Origin of the sequence: Streptomyces sp. NPDC101776, assembly GCF_044766845.1 — a bacterium.
Taxonomy (GTDB): domain Bacteria; phylum Actinomycetota; class Actinomycetes; order Streptomycetales; family Streptomycetaceae; genus Streptomyces.
The window spans coordinates 771701-788216 of the sequence record NZ_JBIWMV010000001.1; the positions used below are offsets into that span (position 1 = coordinate 771701).

Genomic DNA, 16516 nt, shown 5'->3' on the forward strand with positions numbered 1-16516 from the left:
GGTCTTCAGGAGGAGGCGGTGCTCCCCTCCAACTCGGCCGGGCGGCGCGGCAGTCCGCTGCTGAGGTCCTCCACCAGGAGCCGCTTGGCGATGGCGTCGACCGCGGCGCGCAGATCCGCTCCGGAGGGGCGGCCGATGTCCTGCTGGACCCGCTCCTCCAGCCAGTTGCCCCATGCCCTGCCGATGATCTCGGCCTCGCGTTCGCCCGGCACGGTGTGGGACAGGAGAGAGCCGGTGCGGGTCAGATAGCCCTCCTGCACCATGCGGTCGAAGACCGGGAGGAGCACCTCCGGGGGCATGTGCCGACGTGCGGCGATCATACCGAGGCTCGCATGGCCGACCATCCGGCCGAACAGCTCGACCTGCATCACGGCCCAGGCGCCGGCGATGTCCAGCCGGGTGTCGGAGTCCGTGATGATCCGCCGGGCCGTGTCCAGGTCCGTGCTGCCGATGACCTTGCCCACGGCCGCTTCGAGGAGCCGTTGCGAGTCCGCGCCGCGCGGTGACGCGAAGCCCTCGCCCATGTCGGTGGAGCCCATCCGCGCGCTGTCGCGCAGCTCTACCTGCTTGAGGAACAGGGCCACGATGAAGCCGATCACCGCGACCGGGACCGTCCATCGGAACACCGTCTGAATGGTGTCGGCGTACGCGTTGATGATCGGCGCCGCGGCGGCGTGCGGCAGTTTGTGCAGGCCCTCGGGGCTGGTCGCCGCCTTGGTGATCACGGCCGGGTTCAGCGCGCTCGTCCTCGCGGCAGACGCGATCCCGTCCTCGAGGTTGGGGCCCAGGCTGTTGGCGTAGATCGTGCCGAAGACGGCCGTACCGAACGAACTGCCCAGCGTACGGAAGAAGGTGACGCCGGAGGTCGCGGTGCCGAGGTCGGTGTACTCGACGGTGTTCTGCACGGCGATCGTCAGCACCTGCATGCACAGCCCGATGCCGGTGCCGAGCACGAACATGTACACCGATTCCAGGAACGCGCCGGTGCCCGGACCCATGAGGGACATCAGATACAGCCCGACGCCCATCACCGCGGAGCCGATGATCGGGAAGATGCGGTACTGGCCCGTCTTGCTGACCACGTTGCCGCTGAAGACGGACGCGATCAGCAGTCCCATCACCATGGGCAGCGTCCGCACACCCGAGACCGTGGCCGAGTCGCCGTCGACGTACTGGAGATAGGTCGGCAGATACGTCAGCGCGCCGAGCATCGCGAAGCCGACGATGAAGCTGAGGATCGAGCAGACCGCGAACACCGGGTTGCCGAACAGCCGCATGGGCAGCATGGGTTGGGCGGCCCGGGTCTCGACCCAGCAGAACAGGCCGAGCGCGATCGTGCCGCCCACGAACAGGACGATGATGGTCGCCGAACCCCACGCGTACTGGTTGCCGCCCCAACTCGTCGCCAGGATCAGCGAGCTCGCGCCCACCGCGACGAGCGCGATGCCCAGGTAGTCGATGACGGGCCGCACCGCCGACTTGACCACGGGGATGGTACGGGCCGCCGCGATGACGACGACGATCGCGATGGGCACGTTGACGTAGAACGCCCAGTGCCAGGTCAGATGGTCCGTGAACAGGCCGCCCAGCAGCGGTCCGATGACCGTGGCCACCCCGAACACCGCGCCGATCGCGCCCTGGTACTTGCCGCGTTCCCGCAGCGGGATGACGTCGGCGATCAGCGCCATCGCCGTCACCATCAGACCGCCCGCGCCGATGCCCTGCACCGCGCGCCAGGCGATCAGCAGTGTCATGTTGGTGGCGAGACCGCACAGGAACGAGCCCGTGATGAACACGATCGCCGAGACCTGGAAGACCACCTTGCGGCCGAACAGGTCACCGAACTTGCCGACCAGCACGGTCGCCACGGTCTCCGCCAGCAGATAGGCGGTGACCACCCACGACATGTGCGCGGCACCGCCCAGGTCCGACACGATCGTCGGCAGGGCCGTACCCACGATGGTCTGGTCGAGGGCCGCGAGCAGCATGCCCAGCATGATCGTCACGAAGACGACGTTGCGGCGGCGAGGGTCCAGCACGGGGGGCTGCTGCGCGGAAGGCAGCGAGGTTTCCTCGGCGACTGTCACGAGGTCACCTTCACACCGGTGGACCCTCCCTGCACAGTGGGCGGGTCCGCTCGGGTGCTTGTTCGCGCGTTATTCCACTGCCGGGTGCCGGCGCAGCAGATACGTGTCCATGATCCAGCCCTTGCGCTCCCGGGCCTCCGCGCGCAGCCGCTCGATGCGCGGGGCGGCCTCGGCTATCGGACCGGAGGCGAGGATCTCGTCCCGGGTGCCGATGTAGGCACCCCAGTAGATGTCGATGTCCTGATCCGCGTACTGCCGGAAGGTCTGCCGCGCGTCGAGCATCACGACCACGTCGTCCACGCCCTCCGGGAACCCCTCGGACAACCGCCGTCCCGTGGTGATCTGCACCGGCCCGGCCACCCGGTTGAGCCCCGTGCGATGTCGGGCGACGAGCGCCGAGACACTGCTGATGCCGGGCACGACGTCGTACTCGAAGGTCACCGCGCCCCGCTCCAGGATCTCCTCCAGGATGCCGAGCGTGCTGTCGTACAGCGAGGGATCCCCCCACACCAGGAACGCACCGCTCTCCTCCTCGCCCAACTCCTCGACGATGAGCCGCTCGTAGATGTCCGCACGGGCGCTGCGCCAGTCGCCGACCGCCGGAGAGTACGCGGCGCCTCCCGCCTTCCGGTCCCGCTCCGGGTCGCGCGCCTCGACCAGGCGGTACGTCCCCTCCGGTAGGTGCGCGTCCAGCATGTCCCGGCGGAGCCCGGTGAGGTCCGACTTCACCTCGCCCTTGTCGAGGAGGAAGAACACGTCCGTGCTCCGCAGCACCCTGACCGCCTGGAGGGTGAGCTGCTCGGGGTCGCCCGCGCCGATACCGATGACATGAATCTTTCGCACGCCCCCGAGTCTGCCCCACGCCACTGACAGTCCGTACACCGCACCGCACCGCACCGCACCGCACCGGCCCGGCTACGGCGTCCCGCGAAAAGGCCCGACTACGGCGTCCCCCGCAGCCGAGGCGCCCGAGCCCGCGCGTCGATGCTCCCGCCGCCCCGCTCCACGTCGTCCGCGAGCTCCCGTGCCCAGGCGGCGACCCCCGTGAGATCCATCCCGTACGGCCGCTCCCGACCCGACCGGGACGCCCACTCCTCGACGCCCCCGGCCCCGCGCCGCAGCAGCCGGGCCCCGCCGGTGATGTTGCCCCGGGCCGCGTGGGTGAGCCCCACCGCGAGCTGGGCGAGCCCGCGCCACAGGCCGCGCTCCTCGTCAGGCCCCGACTTCCAGGCGTCCTCGAAGACCTCGTGCGCGTGGAACGGTTTCCCGTCGTCGAGCAGTGCCTGCGCCTCGACGACGGTCTCCTCCGGCGGGCGCACGACCCCCTCGGGCTGCCGTGCCACGCCGTCCGCGTCGTAGGGCAGCGGCCGCCCGAGCCCGTCCCGCGGCCGGGCATTGCGCGCCCGCCCCTCGCCGTCCCGGTCCCGCGCGCCGGCCGTACCGTCCGAGGTCGCACCTGCGGTTGTGTCGCCCATACGACGATTGTCCCGCGCCCGGCACCGGCTTCGGCGCACCCCCTGATGTGGGGTAAAGTGCTGTTCGCGCGATCACACGGTTATCCGTGGGCAGCGCATCGGGACGTGGCGCAGCTTGGTAGCGCACTTGACTGGGGGTCAAGGGGTCGCAGGTTCAAATCCTGTCGTCCCGACTTTTCGAAGTCGCAGGTCAGGGGCCATTTCAGACAGGTTCTGGAGTGGCCCTTTGGTCATTTCCGGGGACCGGCTCCGCTTGAACGCGGCCGGAGCCCACGTTGACTCGGTCAAGGCGGGCTGTACAGCTCGTTCGCTGAGCACGGCTTCGCACATCGAAAGACCGGCGGGTTCTCGGCAGGGCCGCAGAAAGTCTTCCGTCCACGACTCACGCTCCAGCGGCTCGTCTTCGAGCGGCCTCCCTGTGGAGGAGCCGACTGGCTGGTCAGCCTGGTCAGTCTGGGCATGTGCGAGTACGACCCGCAGCCGGAGTCCACCGACCCCTCCCGCTAGGTCATCGACCGCACCCACGCCGCCGCCCTGAGCATGCCTGCTGGACGTGGTGAGGACGACGGAGGCGACGCACCGTCGGGCCCGGGAGCCGGTGTATCGAATATTTGCAGGTCTGGGCAAGAAACTTGCAATGTCTTGCGCAATTCATTCTTTACTTCGTCGGAATCTAGCGGCGTAGATGAGGGCTCTGTACGGTCGGGGCGCCGGTTCCCCCCCCACTCCCTGAAGGAGCATCAGATGCTGCCGATCCCCAGACCCCGGAGACTGGCGGTAGCAGTCGTCGCCGCCGTCGGTGCGCTGTGCGTGTCCGTTTTACCGGCCGCCGCCCTACAGGAGGCGCCGCCGGCCAAGGCGCAGAAGCCACAGGTGGCCGCGAGCGCGGCGGTGGGCGCGACGACGCCTTTCTCCGTCTACGAGGCCGAAGGCGGAACCCCGGGCGGAGGCGCGGCCGTCCGGTCGCTGACCTCGGCGCCGACGACGCAGTACTCCAGCGCTGCCCTGGAGGCGTCGGGTCACTCCTACGTCCACCTGGACGGCACGGGCCAGTCGGTGCAGTGGACGAACACCACCGGGCAGCCGATCTCCTTCCTCAACATCCGCGCGAGCATTCCCGATTCGGCGTCCGGCGGTGGTGTCACCGGAACACTGAACCTCTACGTCGACGGGGCGTTCCGGCAGGCCCTGAATCTCAACTCCAAGCAGACCTGGGTCTACGAAGGCAACGGCAACTACAACACGAGCGACGACCAGAACCCGGCCGACGGCGACCCCAGGGTCTTCTGGGACGAGTCGCACACCTTCGTCACGGGGGCCCCGATCCCGGCGGGTGCCGCGTTCTCGCTGCGCAAGGACTCCGACAACAGCGCGTCCTTCTACGACGTGGACTCCGTCGACGTGGAGAACCCGCCGGCGCCGAAGACACAGCCCAACGACTCGATCTCCATTGCGAGTTGCGGTGCCGTGGCGGACAACACCCCCACCAACGGCGCGGCCGACAGCCAGTCGGTGGACAGCCGGGCCGCCATCCAGACCTGCATCGACCAGGCACAGTCAGAGGGGAAGGTCCTCTGGATTCCCCAGGGCACCTTCTACGTGAAAGGCACCGCGGGACTGAACGCGCAGGGCATCACCATCGCCGGCGCCGGCCTCTGGTACAGCACGATCTACCGTGACGTCCCGGTCCCCAACAGCACACCCCTGGCAGCCCTGTTCGACCTGACGTCCTGCACGGTGCGTGACTTCCACATCGACGCCAACGCCGTCAGCCGGAGCACCATCGGCGGGGACGGCGGCGCGATGGACACCACCGGCACGAACTGGCTCGCCGACGGCATCTGGACCCAGCACACCATGTCGGGCTTCTGGGTATCCGGCACGGGCGGCACGGTGCGGAACAGCAGGCTGACGTCGATCTGGGCGGACGGGATCAACGTCAACAACGTCTCGCTGGGCGCCGACACCGGCAACAACCTGACCGTCAGCGACAACTTCGTGCGCGGCACCGGCGACGACGCGATCGCCGTCAACTCGGTGAACTACAACACCAACGGCGACGGTTCCCAGACCTTCTACCACCCGATGACGGACGTCACCGTCAGCCACAACACCTCGATCGCACCCTGGGGTGGCAAGGGCGTCGGCATCTACGGCGGCAGCGGCCACCTGGTCGAGGACAACTACATCAGCGACACGGCCCGTTACATCGGTCTGGGCGCCGGACGCTTCGGCGTCAACGGCAGCGACCTTCTCTCCGCGACCGTGACCGGCAACACCGTGGTCCGCTCCGGAGGCAACGCCTACAGCCAGGGCCAGCCCGCCCTGCACATCGGCAACGGTGGCGACGGACAGAACGCCGGGACCGTCGACAAGGTCACAGTCACCGGCAACACCGTCACCGACTCCCTCTACGACGGGATCGCCTTCTCCACCTCGACAGGCACCCTGCTCCAGGACAACACCGTCAACAGCCCCGGCCGCAACGGCATTTCGATCTCGCCACCCTTCTACCCCGCGCCCACCGGCTCCGCGACGATCACCGGCAACACGGTCACCGGACTTGCCCCCGGCACCTCGGCCTACGTCAACAACTCCACCGGTTTCACAGCCACGTTGAGCGACAACCACTGGCCGCCGCCCGCACCCGAGGGCCCCTACGGCGGCACCCCGGCCGCCGTGCCCGGCACGGTGCAGGCGGAGAACTACGACACCGGCGGCCAGGGGATCGCGTACAACGTCACCTCCGTCAACGGCAACGCCAACTCCTACCGCCCCGACGGCGTGGACCTGGACAACACCTCCGACACAAGCGGCGGTTACAACCTGGGCTGGACCGGCGCCGGACAGTGGTTCCGCTACACGGTCGACGTCGCCACGGCCGACACCTACACCCTCGACCTGCGCATCGCCGCCCCGTCCGCGGCGCCGGGCGCGCTGCACCTGTCGGACGCCTCCGGTACGAACCTCACCGGAGCCGTCGACCTGCCCGCCACCGGTGACTGGCAGACCTGGGGCACCGCGACCACCCACGTGACATTGCCGGCAGGCCGACAGGTTCTGACGCTCCATCAGGACAGCGGCGGCTGGAACATCAACCACCTCGACTTCGCGGTGGGGAGCGGCGGCTCACCGCAAGCCGCCCTCACCGCATCCCCCGGCTCGCTCGCCTTCGCCGACCAGACGGTGAACACGACCAGCGCCGCACAGACCGTCACCGTCACCAACTCCGGTACCGCCACTGCCTCGTTCACCGGAATCACCGCCGACGGTGACTTCGCGCAGACCGACACCTGCGGCGCGTCCCTGGCGGCCGGCGCGCACTGCATGGTCGCTGTCACCTTCACCCCCACCGCCTTAGGCACCCGCACCGCCACCCTCGCCCTGACCGGCAACCAGTCCAACAGCCCTACCACAGTGGCCCTTTCGGGCACCGGCACCGCAGACGCCGGCACGAACCTCGCCGCCGGCAAGCCCACCAGCGAGTCCAGCCACACCGACGTGTACCCGTCGTCGAACGTGACGGACGGCAACCAGGGTTCCTACTGGGAGAGCGCCAACAACACGTTCCCGCAGTGGGTCCAGGTCGATCTGGGCGCGGCCCACAGTGCCTCCCGTGTGGTGCTGCAACTGCCCGCCGCGTGGGGCGCCCGCACCCAGACCCTGACCCTCGGCGGCAGCACCGACGGCACCACCTTCACCACCCTGAAGTCCTCGGCCGCCTACGCCTTCGACCCGAACACCAAGAACACCGTCACGCTCACCTTCCCCGCCACCGCGCAGCGCTACTACCGCGTCACCGTCACCGCCAACAACGGGTGGCCCGCGGGCCAGGTCTCCGACTTCCAGATCTGGGCCGCCTGACCCCACCCGCCCCACGGTGCCGCCGGACACTCCGTCCGGCGGCGCTGTCATGTCCGCGAGTAATTGAGATCTTGCGGGTCTCAATTTTGTTTGTTGCAAAGCTCTGTCTAGTTATTGCGTGATCATGCCAAGGATATTACGGTCCCCCTTGCATCGTCGCCACCCTCTGTCTCCCCCTCCCTCTCCGGCGGTGCCAACGGAATAGTTCCGACATTTCGTTACTGAAGGAGTGGCACGTGTTCCATTCCATCCGAGATCTGAGACGAGCCCTCGTCTGCACGGTGAGCACCGCGATGGTGGCCGCCGCAGGCGTCTTCGCACTGGCCGCCCCACCCGCTCTGGCGGCGTCCACCGCCACCGGCGGCAGCGGCGCGAGCCTGCCCTACGTCGAGGTGCAGGCGGAGAATTCCGACACCAACGGCACGAACATCGGCCCGAGTTACACCGCGGGCCAGTTGGCCGACGAGGCGTCGTACCGTAAGGCGACGACCCTCCAGGGCACCGGCAAGTACGTCACGTTCACCACGCCGGTGGCGACCAACTCGATCAACTTCCGTTACAGCATCCCCGACACCTCGGGCGGCTCGGTCTACACCGCCGCGCTGTCGCTGTACGTGGGCGGCGTCAAGCAGCCCGACTTCACCCTGACCAACGCCTACAGCTGGTACTACGGCAGCTACCCCTTCACCAACACACCGGGCAGCAACCCGCACCACTTCTACGACGAGGCCCACCGTCTGTTCTCCACCACCTATCCGGCGGGCACGACCTTCAAGCTCCAGGTCGACGCGGGGGACACCGCCTCCTCGTACACCATCGACTTCGCCGACTTCGAACAGGTCGGCGCCGCGCTGACCGCCCCCTCCGGGTCCGTGTCGGTCACCAGCAAGGGCGCCGACGCGACCGGCGCGGCCGACGCGACCAGCGCCTTCAACGCCGCGATCAGCTCGGCCGGCCCCGGCGGCACCGTGTGGATCCCGCCGGGCACCTTCAACATCCCCGGCCACATCGGCGTCAACAACGTCACGATCGCCGGCGCCGGCATGTGGTACTCGACCGTCACCGGCACGGCCCCCGGCTTCTACGGCAACTCCGTGCCCAACGCGAGCACCGACGTGCGCCTGCAGAACTTCGCCATCTTCGGCAATGTGCAGGAACGCGACGACAGCGCCCAGGTCAACGGCATCGGCGGCGCGCTGAGCGACTCGACCGTCTCCAACCTGTGGATCGACCACATGAAGGTCGGCGCCTGGATGGACGGGCCGATGGACGGACTGACGTTCACCGGTATGCGCATCCGCGACACCACCGCCGACGGCATCAACTTCCACGGCGGCGTCACCAACTCGAAGGTGACCAACAGCGAGATCCGCAACACCGGTGACGACGGCATCGCCACCTGGGCGGACTCCGCCCTCGGCGCCGACGCCAACGACACGATCTCGAACAACACCGTGTCCCTGCAGATCCTCGCCAACGCCATCGCGATCTACGGCGGCCACGACAACACCGTCAGCGGCAACCGCGTGGTGGACACCGGCATCGCCCAGGGCGGCGGCATCCACGTCGGGCAGCGCTTCACCTCGACGCCGGTCGGCACCACCACGATCTCCGACAACACCATGGTCCGGGCCGGCAGCCTCGACCCCAACTGGCAGTTCGGCGTGGGCGCGTTGTGGTTCGACGGCAGCCAGGGCGCGATCACCGGCCCCATCAACGTGACCAACGCGCTGATCCAGCAGAGCCCTTACGAAGCCGTCCAGTGGGTCGAGGGCACGATCAGCGGCGTCAACCTCAACAACGTGACCATCGCCGGCACCGGAACCTTCGCCCTCCAGGAACAGACCGGCGGCGCCGCCAAGTTCACCAACGTCACAGCCACCGGCGTCGGTTACTCGAACCCGGTGTACAACTGCTCGGGCGGCAACTTCGTCATCACCGACGGCGGCGGCAACTCCGGTATCAGCGGCACGCCCTACTGCGGTGGCTGGCCCGCCCCGGTGTATCCGCCCTACCCGTCCGAAGGAGTGACGGCCACTCCCGGCGCGCTCAACTTCGGTTCCGTGGCGACCGGTTCGACGAGTGCCGCGCAGACCGTGACGGTCTCCAACCCGACCAGTACAGCCGCGTCCGTCTCGTCGATCTCCACCAGCGGCGACTACTTCCAGACCAACACCTGCGGTTCGTCGATCGCGGCGAACGGCTCCTGCACGGTCAGTGTGAGGTTCGCGCCGACCGCCACCGGCAGCCGTAGCGGATCTCTGTCCGTGAACGCGGGCGGGGTCACCAACACGGTCACGTTGTCCGGTACCGGCACCGCGCCGGGGCCGGTGCTGAACACCGATCCGGCGAGCCTGGCCTTCGCCGCCACGGTAGTCGGCTCCTCCGCCACCGGGCAGACGGTGACCGTGACGAACTCGGGCACCGCGTCGGCGACCGTGTCCGGTGTCGCGGCGACCGGTGACTTCAGTCAGACCAACAACTGCTCCACCCTCGCGGTCGGCGCGTCCTGCACGGTGACCGTCGGCTTCAAGCCCACCACGGGCGGAGCGCGCGCGGGCAATCTGACCGTGACCAGCAACGCCAACAACAGCCCAACTGTCGTAGCCCTGACCGGCAGTGGCATCGACAGCACCACCAACATCGCCGCCGGGCGCCCGGCGGCGGCGAGTTCGAGCGACAGTCCCTACGTCGCCTCGAACCTCACCGACCCGGACGCGTCGACGTACTGGGAGGGCACGCTCGGTGCGTTCCCGCAGTGGGCCCAGGTCGACCTCGGGCAGAACTACAGCGTCGGCAAGGTCGTGCTCAAGCTTCCGCCGGCGACGGCGTGGTCGGCCCGCACACAGACCCTGTCGGTGCAGGGGTCCACGGACGGCTCCAGCTTCTCCACGGTCAAGGCCTCGGCCGGGTACACCTTCGACCCGGGCACCGGCAACACGGTGACCGTCACGTTCACCGCCGCCACGGCGAGATACGTCCGGGTGAACATCACCGCCAACACCGGCTGGAACGCGGCCCAGTTGTCGGACTTCGAGGTGTTCCCCAGCGGCGGCGGCTCCTCGCCGGCGACCCTGTCGGCCAGTCCGACCTCGTTGACGTATCCCACTCAGGCGCTCAACACCGCGAGCAGCGCACAGTCGGTCACGGTGACCAACACCGGGACCGCCGCCGCGACCGTCTCCGGCGTCACCGCCACGGGCGACTTCGCGCAGACCAACACCTGCGGGACGTCGATCGCGGCGGGTGCCTCCTGCACGGTGGCCGTCACGTTCACACCCACCGCGTCCGGCACCCGTACCGGTGATCTGAGCATCGCCAGCAACGCGTCGAACGGCACGACCACGGTCGGGCTGACCGGCACGGGGGCCGGCACGGTGAGCAGAAACCTGGCAGCGGGCGCGGCCACCACCGAGTCCAGCCACACCGACGTCTACCCGTCGTCCAATGTGACGGACGGCAACCAGGGCACCTACTGGGAGAGCGCCAACAACGCCTTCCCGCAGTGGGTCCAGGTCGACCTCGGTTCCGCGCAGAGCGCGAGCCGGGTCGTCCTCCAACTCCCCGCGACCTGGGGTGCCCGGGGCCAGACGCTGTCCCTGTCGGGCAGCACCGACGGCTCCACCTTCACCACCCTCAAGTCCTCGGCCGCTTACACCTTCGACCCCACCACCAACAACACGGTCACCCTCACCTTCATCGCGAGCACCCAGCGCTACCTCCGGGTGAACATCACGGCGAACAACGGCTGGCCGGCCGGCCAGCTCTCGGAGTTCCAGGTCTGGAACACCTGACCTGTCCTGACGGTGCCGCCGGGCGCACCCGCGCCCGGCGGCACCGACCACCGAAAGGAGTCGAGATGGGTGTCACCCGCAGAGTCTTCTTGAGGGCCGCGATCGCGGTCAGCGCGGTGGGAGCCGCGGGAGCGACCGAGACCGTGCTCGCCCCGGCCGCGTCGGCGGCCAGCGGACCGGGCGACGTGGTCGGCAAGGTCAGCGTCGGCTACCAGGGCTGGTTCGCGTGCGTCGGCGACGGCGCGCCCATCAACGGCTGGTGGCACTGGAGCCAGGACTGGGGCCGGCCGCCGTCCCGGAACAACACCAACATCAAGTGCTGGCCCGATGTACGCGAGTACACCAACACCTACCAGACGGCGTACGCCGCCCTCGGCAACGGCCAGCCCGCCAAGCTGTTCTCGTCGTACGACCAGCAGACGGTGAACACCCACTTCCTGTGGTTGCAGCAGAACGGCATCGACACGGCAGCCCTGCAACGCTTCAACCCCACCGGCGGCGAGGGCCCCACGCGTGATGCCATGGCGACCAGGGTGCGCAGCGCCGCCGAGTCGTACGGCCGGAAGTTCTACATCATGTACGACGTCTCCAACTGGACGAACATGCAGTCCGAGATCAAGACGGACTGGACGGTCAAGATGTCCGCGCACACGGCGAGTTCGGCGTACGCGAAGCAGAACGGCAAGCCGGTGGTGTGCATTTGGGGATTCGGCTTCAACGACCCGAACCACCCCTTCACCCCGGACGCCTGCCTCGATGTCGTCAACTGGTTCAAGGGGCAGGGGTGTTACGTCGTCGGAGGCGTCCCGCGTGAATGGCGGACCGGGACCGGGGGCTCGCAGTCCGGCTTCCTCGGCGTCTATCACGCCTTCGACATGATCTCCCCGTGGATGGTCGGCGCCATCGGCAATGTGACCGAGGCGGACAACGCCTACGCCACGTACACCGTCCCCGACCAGGCCGACTGCAACGCCAACGGCATCGACTACCAGCCCTGCGTCCTGCCCGGCGACGTCTCCGGCCGGCAGCGCGCGCACGGCGACTTCATGTGGCGGCAGTTCTACAACGTGGTGCGGGCCGGGGTGCAGGGCATCTACATCTCGATGTTCGACGAGTACAACGAGGGCAACCAGATCGCCAAGACCGCCGAGACCCAGGCCTGGGTGCCCACCGACTCCGGGTTCCTCGCCCTCGACGAGGACGGCACCGCGTGCTCCTCCGACTACTACCTGCGGCTCACCGGCGACGGCGGCCGCATGCTCAAGGGGCAGCTCGCGCTGACCTCAACTCGCCCCACGCAACCGGTGGTTCCCACCGGCGGTGACACCACACCGCCCGCCGCGCCGGGTGGCCTGACCGTCACCGGGCACACCGCCACCTCCGTCTCGCTGTCCTGGAACACGTCGACCGACAACGTCGGCGTGACCGGCTACCGAGTCCTCCGGGTGTCCGGCTCGACCAGCACCCAGGTGGGCACCACCGGCTCAACGTCCTTCACCGTCACGGGACTTGGCGCGTCCACCGCCTACACCTTCGACGTCGTCGCCCTCGATGCGGCGGGCAACGCGTCGCAGCCCTCCAACCAGGTCACCGTCACCACCGACCCCCCGTCCAGCACCACCAACCTCGCCCTCCACCAGCCCACTTCGGAGAGCAGCCACACCCGGATCTACGGTTCCGGCAATGCGACCGACGGCGACGCCAATACGTACTGGGAGTCCGCCAACAACGCCTTTCCGCAGTGGGTCCAGGTCGATCTGGGCGCCGCCACCGGCGTCAAGCGGATCGTCCTCCGCCTGCCCCCGGCCACCGCCTGGTCCACCCGTACCCAGACCGTCTCCGTCCAGGGCGGCACGGACGCCGGCACCGCCACCCAGTTCCTCGCCGCGGCCGGCTACACCTTCGACCCGGCCACCGGCAACACCGCGACCCTGACGCTCCCCGCCACCGTCACCACCCGCTACGTGCGGCTCAACTTCACCGCCAACACCGGCTGGCCGGCCGGGCAGGTCTCGGAGTTCCAGGTCTACGGCGCCTGAGCCCGCGGAAGGGGTGTCGTCAGGACCACCCCCGATCCGGTGTTCAGGCCCAGGGACCGCGAGCGTCGCCGACGGCAGGATTCATGGCGTACCCAATCCACCACACGGAACCTCCGGGGGACTCCATGAACGAAATGTCGGCCAGGCGTCTGGCGGGCGGCGCGGGAATCGCCGCCGCAGTCGCACTCATCGTCCAAGTGCCCCTGTACTTCGTCTACTCGGGGCCGCCGCCGGACGCCAACGTCCTGGCCCGGCTGCTGATCGGGATCGTCGCGCTGGCGTTCCTGCTGGTGTTCGTGACCGCGTTCCGCGACCTGGTGAAGCGCGTGAACCCCGAGTGCGAGTGGGCCGGTTCGCTGGCCTTCACGGCGGGGCTCGTCTACGCGACGATCACACTGGTCTCCATGGGCCTGGAGGCCGGCGCGGTCATCGCCGCCGATCATCCGATCGACCCGACGATCGACGTCAGCGGCACCTACATCCTCTACGGGTCGATCTCCCGGCTGATGCTGGCGTTCTTCCTGACCGCGCTGGGCCTCGCGGTCTCCCGCACCCGCCTGCTGCCGCGCTGGACGGCCAGGTCGGCCTACGTCCTGGCCGGCATCAACCTGGCCTTCGTGCCGTCCCTGTTCTTCGGGAACACTCCCGCGCACTTCTACGCGGCGAACGGCTGGGGCACCACCGCCCTGATGGGCGCGATCCTCAGCTACTGGCTGCTGGCCCTGGGCGTCTCCACCTACCGCAGCGCGAAAGCACCGGCCGTGAGCCACTGAAACAGGTGTCCGATGCCGGCCGGATACCCAGGGTGGGTATGGTGGCCCCATGGCCCGCCTCGAACAGCCCGGAGGACCGCACCCTCGCGTGCGGTCCTCCGTGCTGCTCGTCGCCGCCCTGCTGTTCGGTCTGCTCGGGATGCACGGGCTCGGGCCCGTTCTCATGTCCGACCCCACGCCCGGGCACACCATGACGGCCACGGCCACGGCCACGACGACGGGCGAGCGGGTGTCGACACCGGACGCCTGCGACCACGACCAGGGCGACTGCGGCAGCCACATGGCACACGCCGACGCGACCTGCGCCTCCCCGTCCGTCCCCCATGCCCCGGCCGTGGTTCCGGTGCTGCAACCCGATGTGGCGGCCTGCGCCGAGACGCCGGACGGGCGTACGTCCGGGGCGGGCAGCGGCCCCGACGGGGGCCGGGCCCCGCCGTCCCTCTCGGAACTCCAACTCCTGCGGATCTAGAGCGGCTTGCGCGCCGACGTGCGCGCATCGGCATGCCCTGAACGGATCCACACACCAGGAGTTCCACCATGAGCGCACAGCGCAGGTTCGTCCGTCGTACCGTTCTCGCCGTCACCGCCTCGGTGGCCGCCCTCACGCTCGCCGCGTGCGGCGGCGACGGCGACGGCAAGGCGAGCAGCGGAAGCCGGACCACTACCGGTACCGGCGGCCACAACGCCGCGGACGTCTCCTTCTCGAAGGAGATGATCCAGCACCACCGCCAGGCCGTGGAGATGGCCGGGCTGGCCGCCGGCCACGCCTCCTCGGCGCAGGTCAAGAGCCTCGCCACGAAGATCGAGGGCGCACAGGCCCCGGAGATCAGGACCATGTCCGGCTGGCTCACCTCGTGGGGCGAGCAGGTCCCCGAGGACATGTCCGGCATGGACCACGCCATGTCGTCCGCGACGCCCGGCATGATGAGCGAGGCCGACATGGGCAAGCTGGAGAAGGCCTCCGGTACCGGCTTCGACGCCCTGTTCCTCACCATGATGGTCGAACACCACGAGGGCGCCGTCGACATGGCGAGGACCGAGAAGGCGGACGGCAAGTACCGGCCCGCCACCGAGCTCGCCGCCGGTGTCATCACGGCGCAGAGCGCCGAGATCGCGCAGATGGACAAGATGCTCGGCAAGAGCTGACCCCGTCGCCGAACCGGGCCCGACCGCGCGCCACGCGGTCGGGCCCCCGGCTCAGGAACCCTCCGCCGCCTCGCGCTTGCGCCGCTGCTCCTCGAACAGCCGGAGGAACTCCTTCGCCTGTTCCTCCGCGACGCGCTGCTGCTCGATCTCCTCGTCGCTCAGCACCCGGTCCTCGTCGAACACGCCCTCCTCGCGGAGCTGTTGCTCCTGCACGCCGGTGGGCAGTTCGGGGTCGGGGTCGGAGGGGCGCGGGCCCTCGGGACCGTCCGGGCCGACCCGCACCAGGCGTTCGACCCGCACGATCCGCGTCCGGCAGCCGTCGATCACGATCTCGTCGCACCGCTCGGCGTCGATCCGGTCGGCCAGCCGCCCGTACTCCGCCTTCGTCTCCTCGTCGAGCTGCTCCATGACCGGAGCCATCACCCGCAGATAGTTGGTCAGCGAGTCCCGCGACCCCTGCGGGCTGGACTTCGTCATCTGCGTCGGCGACCAGTGACCGTCCGAGAACTCGGCCGCCGTGAACTCCGCCGGCAGCAGCACACCCCCGGGATGCGTCTTCAGTGCGCGCCGCGAGTCCTTCCGCATGGCGGCGGGAGACGTGCCCGGCGCGTGGACCAGCGACAGCAGCTCCATCCGCAGGATGCCCTCGGACATCCCCGTCGGGGTGTACGGATCGATCACGAACCCCTTCGTAGGACCCTGGAATTCGTAGCCGTGCCCCACCTTCGCCGGATCGGGGTCGGACGGCCGGGGCGGCTCGGGGCCCGTCGGCCCCATCCGGATGAACTGATCCGCCCGGATCACCCGGAACCGGCGGCCGAGCACCGTGAGTTCGTCCACGGCCTCCCAGTCCAGCCGCTCCGCACCCCGCAGCCACTCCTGCTGGGTCGCCGTGTCGCCCGCGTCCTCGGCGGCCCGGGCCAGTCCCCGGAAGGTCATGGACATGGAGTCGCGGGCGCCCTGTGGGTAGGGGGTGGAGAAGAAGGAGACGATCCGCCAGCCGCCGGTCTCCAGTTCCTCGGCCACACCGAACACCGCGCCACCCCCGCCGAGGACGTTCGGATAGGCCTTGCGGGCCTGCCACGCCTCCACGTCCGCGAGCGCCGCCGCCGGGGCCTCCTGCAGCGCCTCCATCCTGATCATCCGGTACCCGGGAACCTGATCACCGTGCTCAGACATGCCTCCAGCATGCCCGGACGCGGGGACGGTACGAGACGAATCAACGCAACCGGCACACCAGTTGGGCTCGCGAGACACAGGATCCGGCCGGGCGTCCCGCGCCCCGGGGTGATAGACGTCGGACATGAACAACATGATCGTCCCCTCCCGTCCGGCCGG

At 69.1% G+C, this 16516-nt stretch carries 10 protein-coding genes and 1 tRNA gene; 7 read left to right on the forward strand and 4 right to left on the reverse strand.

From position 1 onward, the window contains the following. Positions 1 to 5 precede the first annotated feature (5 nt). The 3 genes from ACIRRY_RS03365 to ACIRRY_RS03375 form a co-directional block, all read right to left on the reverse strand. Positions 6 to 2087 (reverse strand): MDR family MFS transporter, encoded by a 2082-nt coding sequence (locus tag ACIRRY_RS03365; RefSeq protein WP_403967380.1) that lies wholly within the window; start codon positions 2085 to 2087, stop codon positions 6 to 8. Positions 2088 to 2156: 69 nt separating this feature from the next. After that, entirely contained in the window at positions 2157 to 2930 is a 774-nt protein-coding gene (cobF, locus tag ACIRRY_RS03370) for a precorrin-6A synthase (deacetylating) (protein WP_403967382.1), read from the reverse strand. Positions 2931 to 3028: 98 nt separating this feature from the next. After that, a complete protein-coding gene (locus ACIRRY_RS03375) occupies positions 3029 to 3562 on the reverse strand; it encodes a DUF309 domain-containing protein (protein WP_403967384.1) in 534 nt (177 codons plus the stop codon). A gap of 99 nt (positions 3563 to 3661) precedes the next feature. Here ACIRRY_RS03375 and ACIRRY_RS03380 point away from each other — a divergent pair. The 7 genes from ACIRRY_RS03380 (at position 3662) to ACIRRY_RS03410 (ending at position 15178) form a co-directional block, all read left to right on the forward strand. Then, positions 3662 to 3735 (forward strand) — tRNA-Pro (locus tag ACIRRY_RS03380). Between the two features lie 571 nt (positions 3736 to 4306). Continuing rightward, positions 4307 to 7426 carry a discoidin domain-containing protein gene (locus ACIRRY_RS03385; RefSeq protein ID WP_403967386.1) on the forward strand — a complete coding sequence of 1040 codons (3120 nt, stop codon included), beginning with the start codon at positions 4307 to 4309 and terminating at the stop codon, positions 7424 to 7426. Positions 7427 to 7662: 236 nt separating this feature from the next. Then, a complete protein-coding gene (locus ACIRRY_RS03390; RefSeq protein ID WP_403967388.1) occupies positions 7663 to 11220 on the forward strand; it encodes a choice-of-anchor D domain-containing protein in 3558 nt (1185 codons plus the stop codon). Positions 11221 to 11285: 65 nt separating this feature from the next. Then, the gene (locus ACIRRY_RS03395; RefSeq protein ID WP_403967390.1) at positions 11286 to 13259 is read left to right on the forward strand and encodes a discoidin domain-containing protein; all 1974 of its coding nucleotides are present in this window, start codon (positions 11286 to 11288) and stop codon (positions 13257 to 13259) included. 125 nt (positions 13260 to 13384) lie between these two features. After that, positions 13385 to 14032, forward strand: a complete 648-nt coding sequence (locus ACIRRY_RS03400; RefSeq protein ID WP_403967392.1) for a hypothetical protein — start codon at positions 13385 to 13387, stop codon at positions 14030 to 14032. A gap of 49 nt (positions 14033 to 14081) precedes the next feature. After that, positions 14082 to 14501, forward strand: coding sequence for a DUF6153 family protein (locus ACIRRY_RS03405; RefSeq protein WP_403967393.1), 420 nt, complete (start codon positions 14082 to 14084; stop codon positions 14499 to 14501). A 68-nt stretch (positions 14502 to 14569) separates the two neighbouring features. Beyond that, on the forward strand, positions 14570 to 15178 hold the full coding sequence (locus ACIRRY_RS03410) for a DUF305 domain-containing protein (RefSeq protein ID WP_403967395.1): 609 nt from the start codon (positions 14570 to 14572) through the stop codon (positions 15176 to 15178). A 51-nt stretch (positions 15179 to 15229) separates the two neighbouring features. On the opposite strand, the gene ACIRRY_RS03415 is transcribed toward ACIRRY_RS03410, so the two are convergent. After that, a complete protein-coding gene (locus tag ACIRRY_RS03415) occupies positions 15230 to 16357 on the reverse strand; it encodes a DUF5954 family protein (RefSeq protein WP_403967397.1) in 1128 nt (375 codons plus the stop codon). Between the last annotated feature and the right edge of the window lie 159 nt (positions 16358 to 16516).

Bases quoted from the DNA above. Each gene is read 5' to 3' on its own strand.
- ACIRRY_RS03375 (WP_403967384.1), bottom strand. From the start codon at position 3,562: ATGGGCGACACAACCGCAGGTGCGACCTCGGACGGTACGGCCGGCGCG.
- ACIRRY_RS03385 (WP_403967386.1), top strand. From the start codon at position 4,307: ATGCTGCCGATCCCCAGACCCCGGAGACTGGCGGTAGCAGTCGTCGCC.
- ACIRRY_RS03395 (WP_403967390.1), top strand. From the start codon at position 11,286: ATGGGTGTCACCCGCAGAGTCTTCTTGAGGGCCGCGATCGCGGTCAGC.
- ACIRRY_RS03400 (WP_403967392.1), top strand. From the start codon at position 13,385: ATGAACGAAATGTCGGCCAGGCGTCTGGCGGGCGGCGCGGGAATCGCC.
- ACIRRY_RS03405 (WP_403967393.1), top strand. From the start codon at position 14,082: ATGGCCCGCCTCGAACAGCCCGGAGGACCGCACCCTCGCGTGCGGTCC.
- ACIRRY_RS03410 (WP_403967395.1), top strand. From the start codon at position 14,570: ATGAGCGCACAGCGCAGGTTCGTCCGTCGTACCGTTCTCGCCGTCACC.
- ACIRRY_RS03415 (WP_403967397.1), bottom strand. From the start codon at position 16,357: ATGTCTGAGCACGGTGATCAGGTTCCCGGGTACCGGATGATCAGGATG.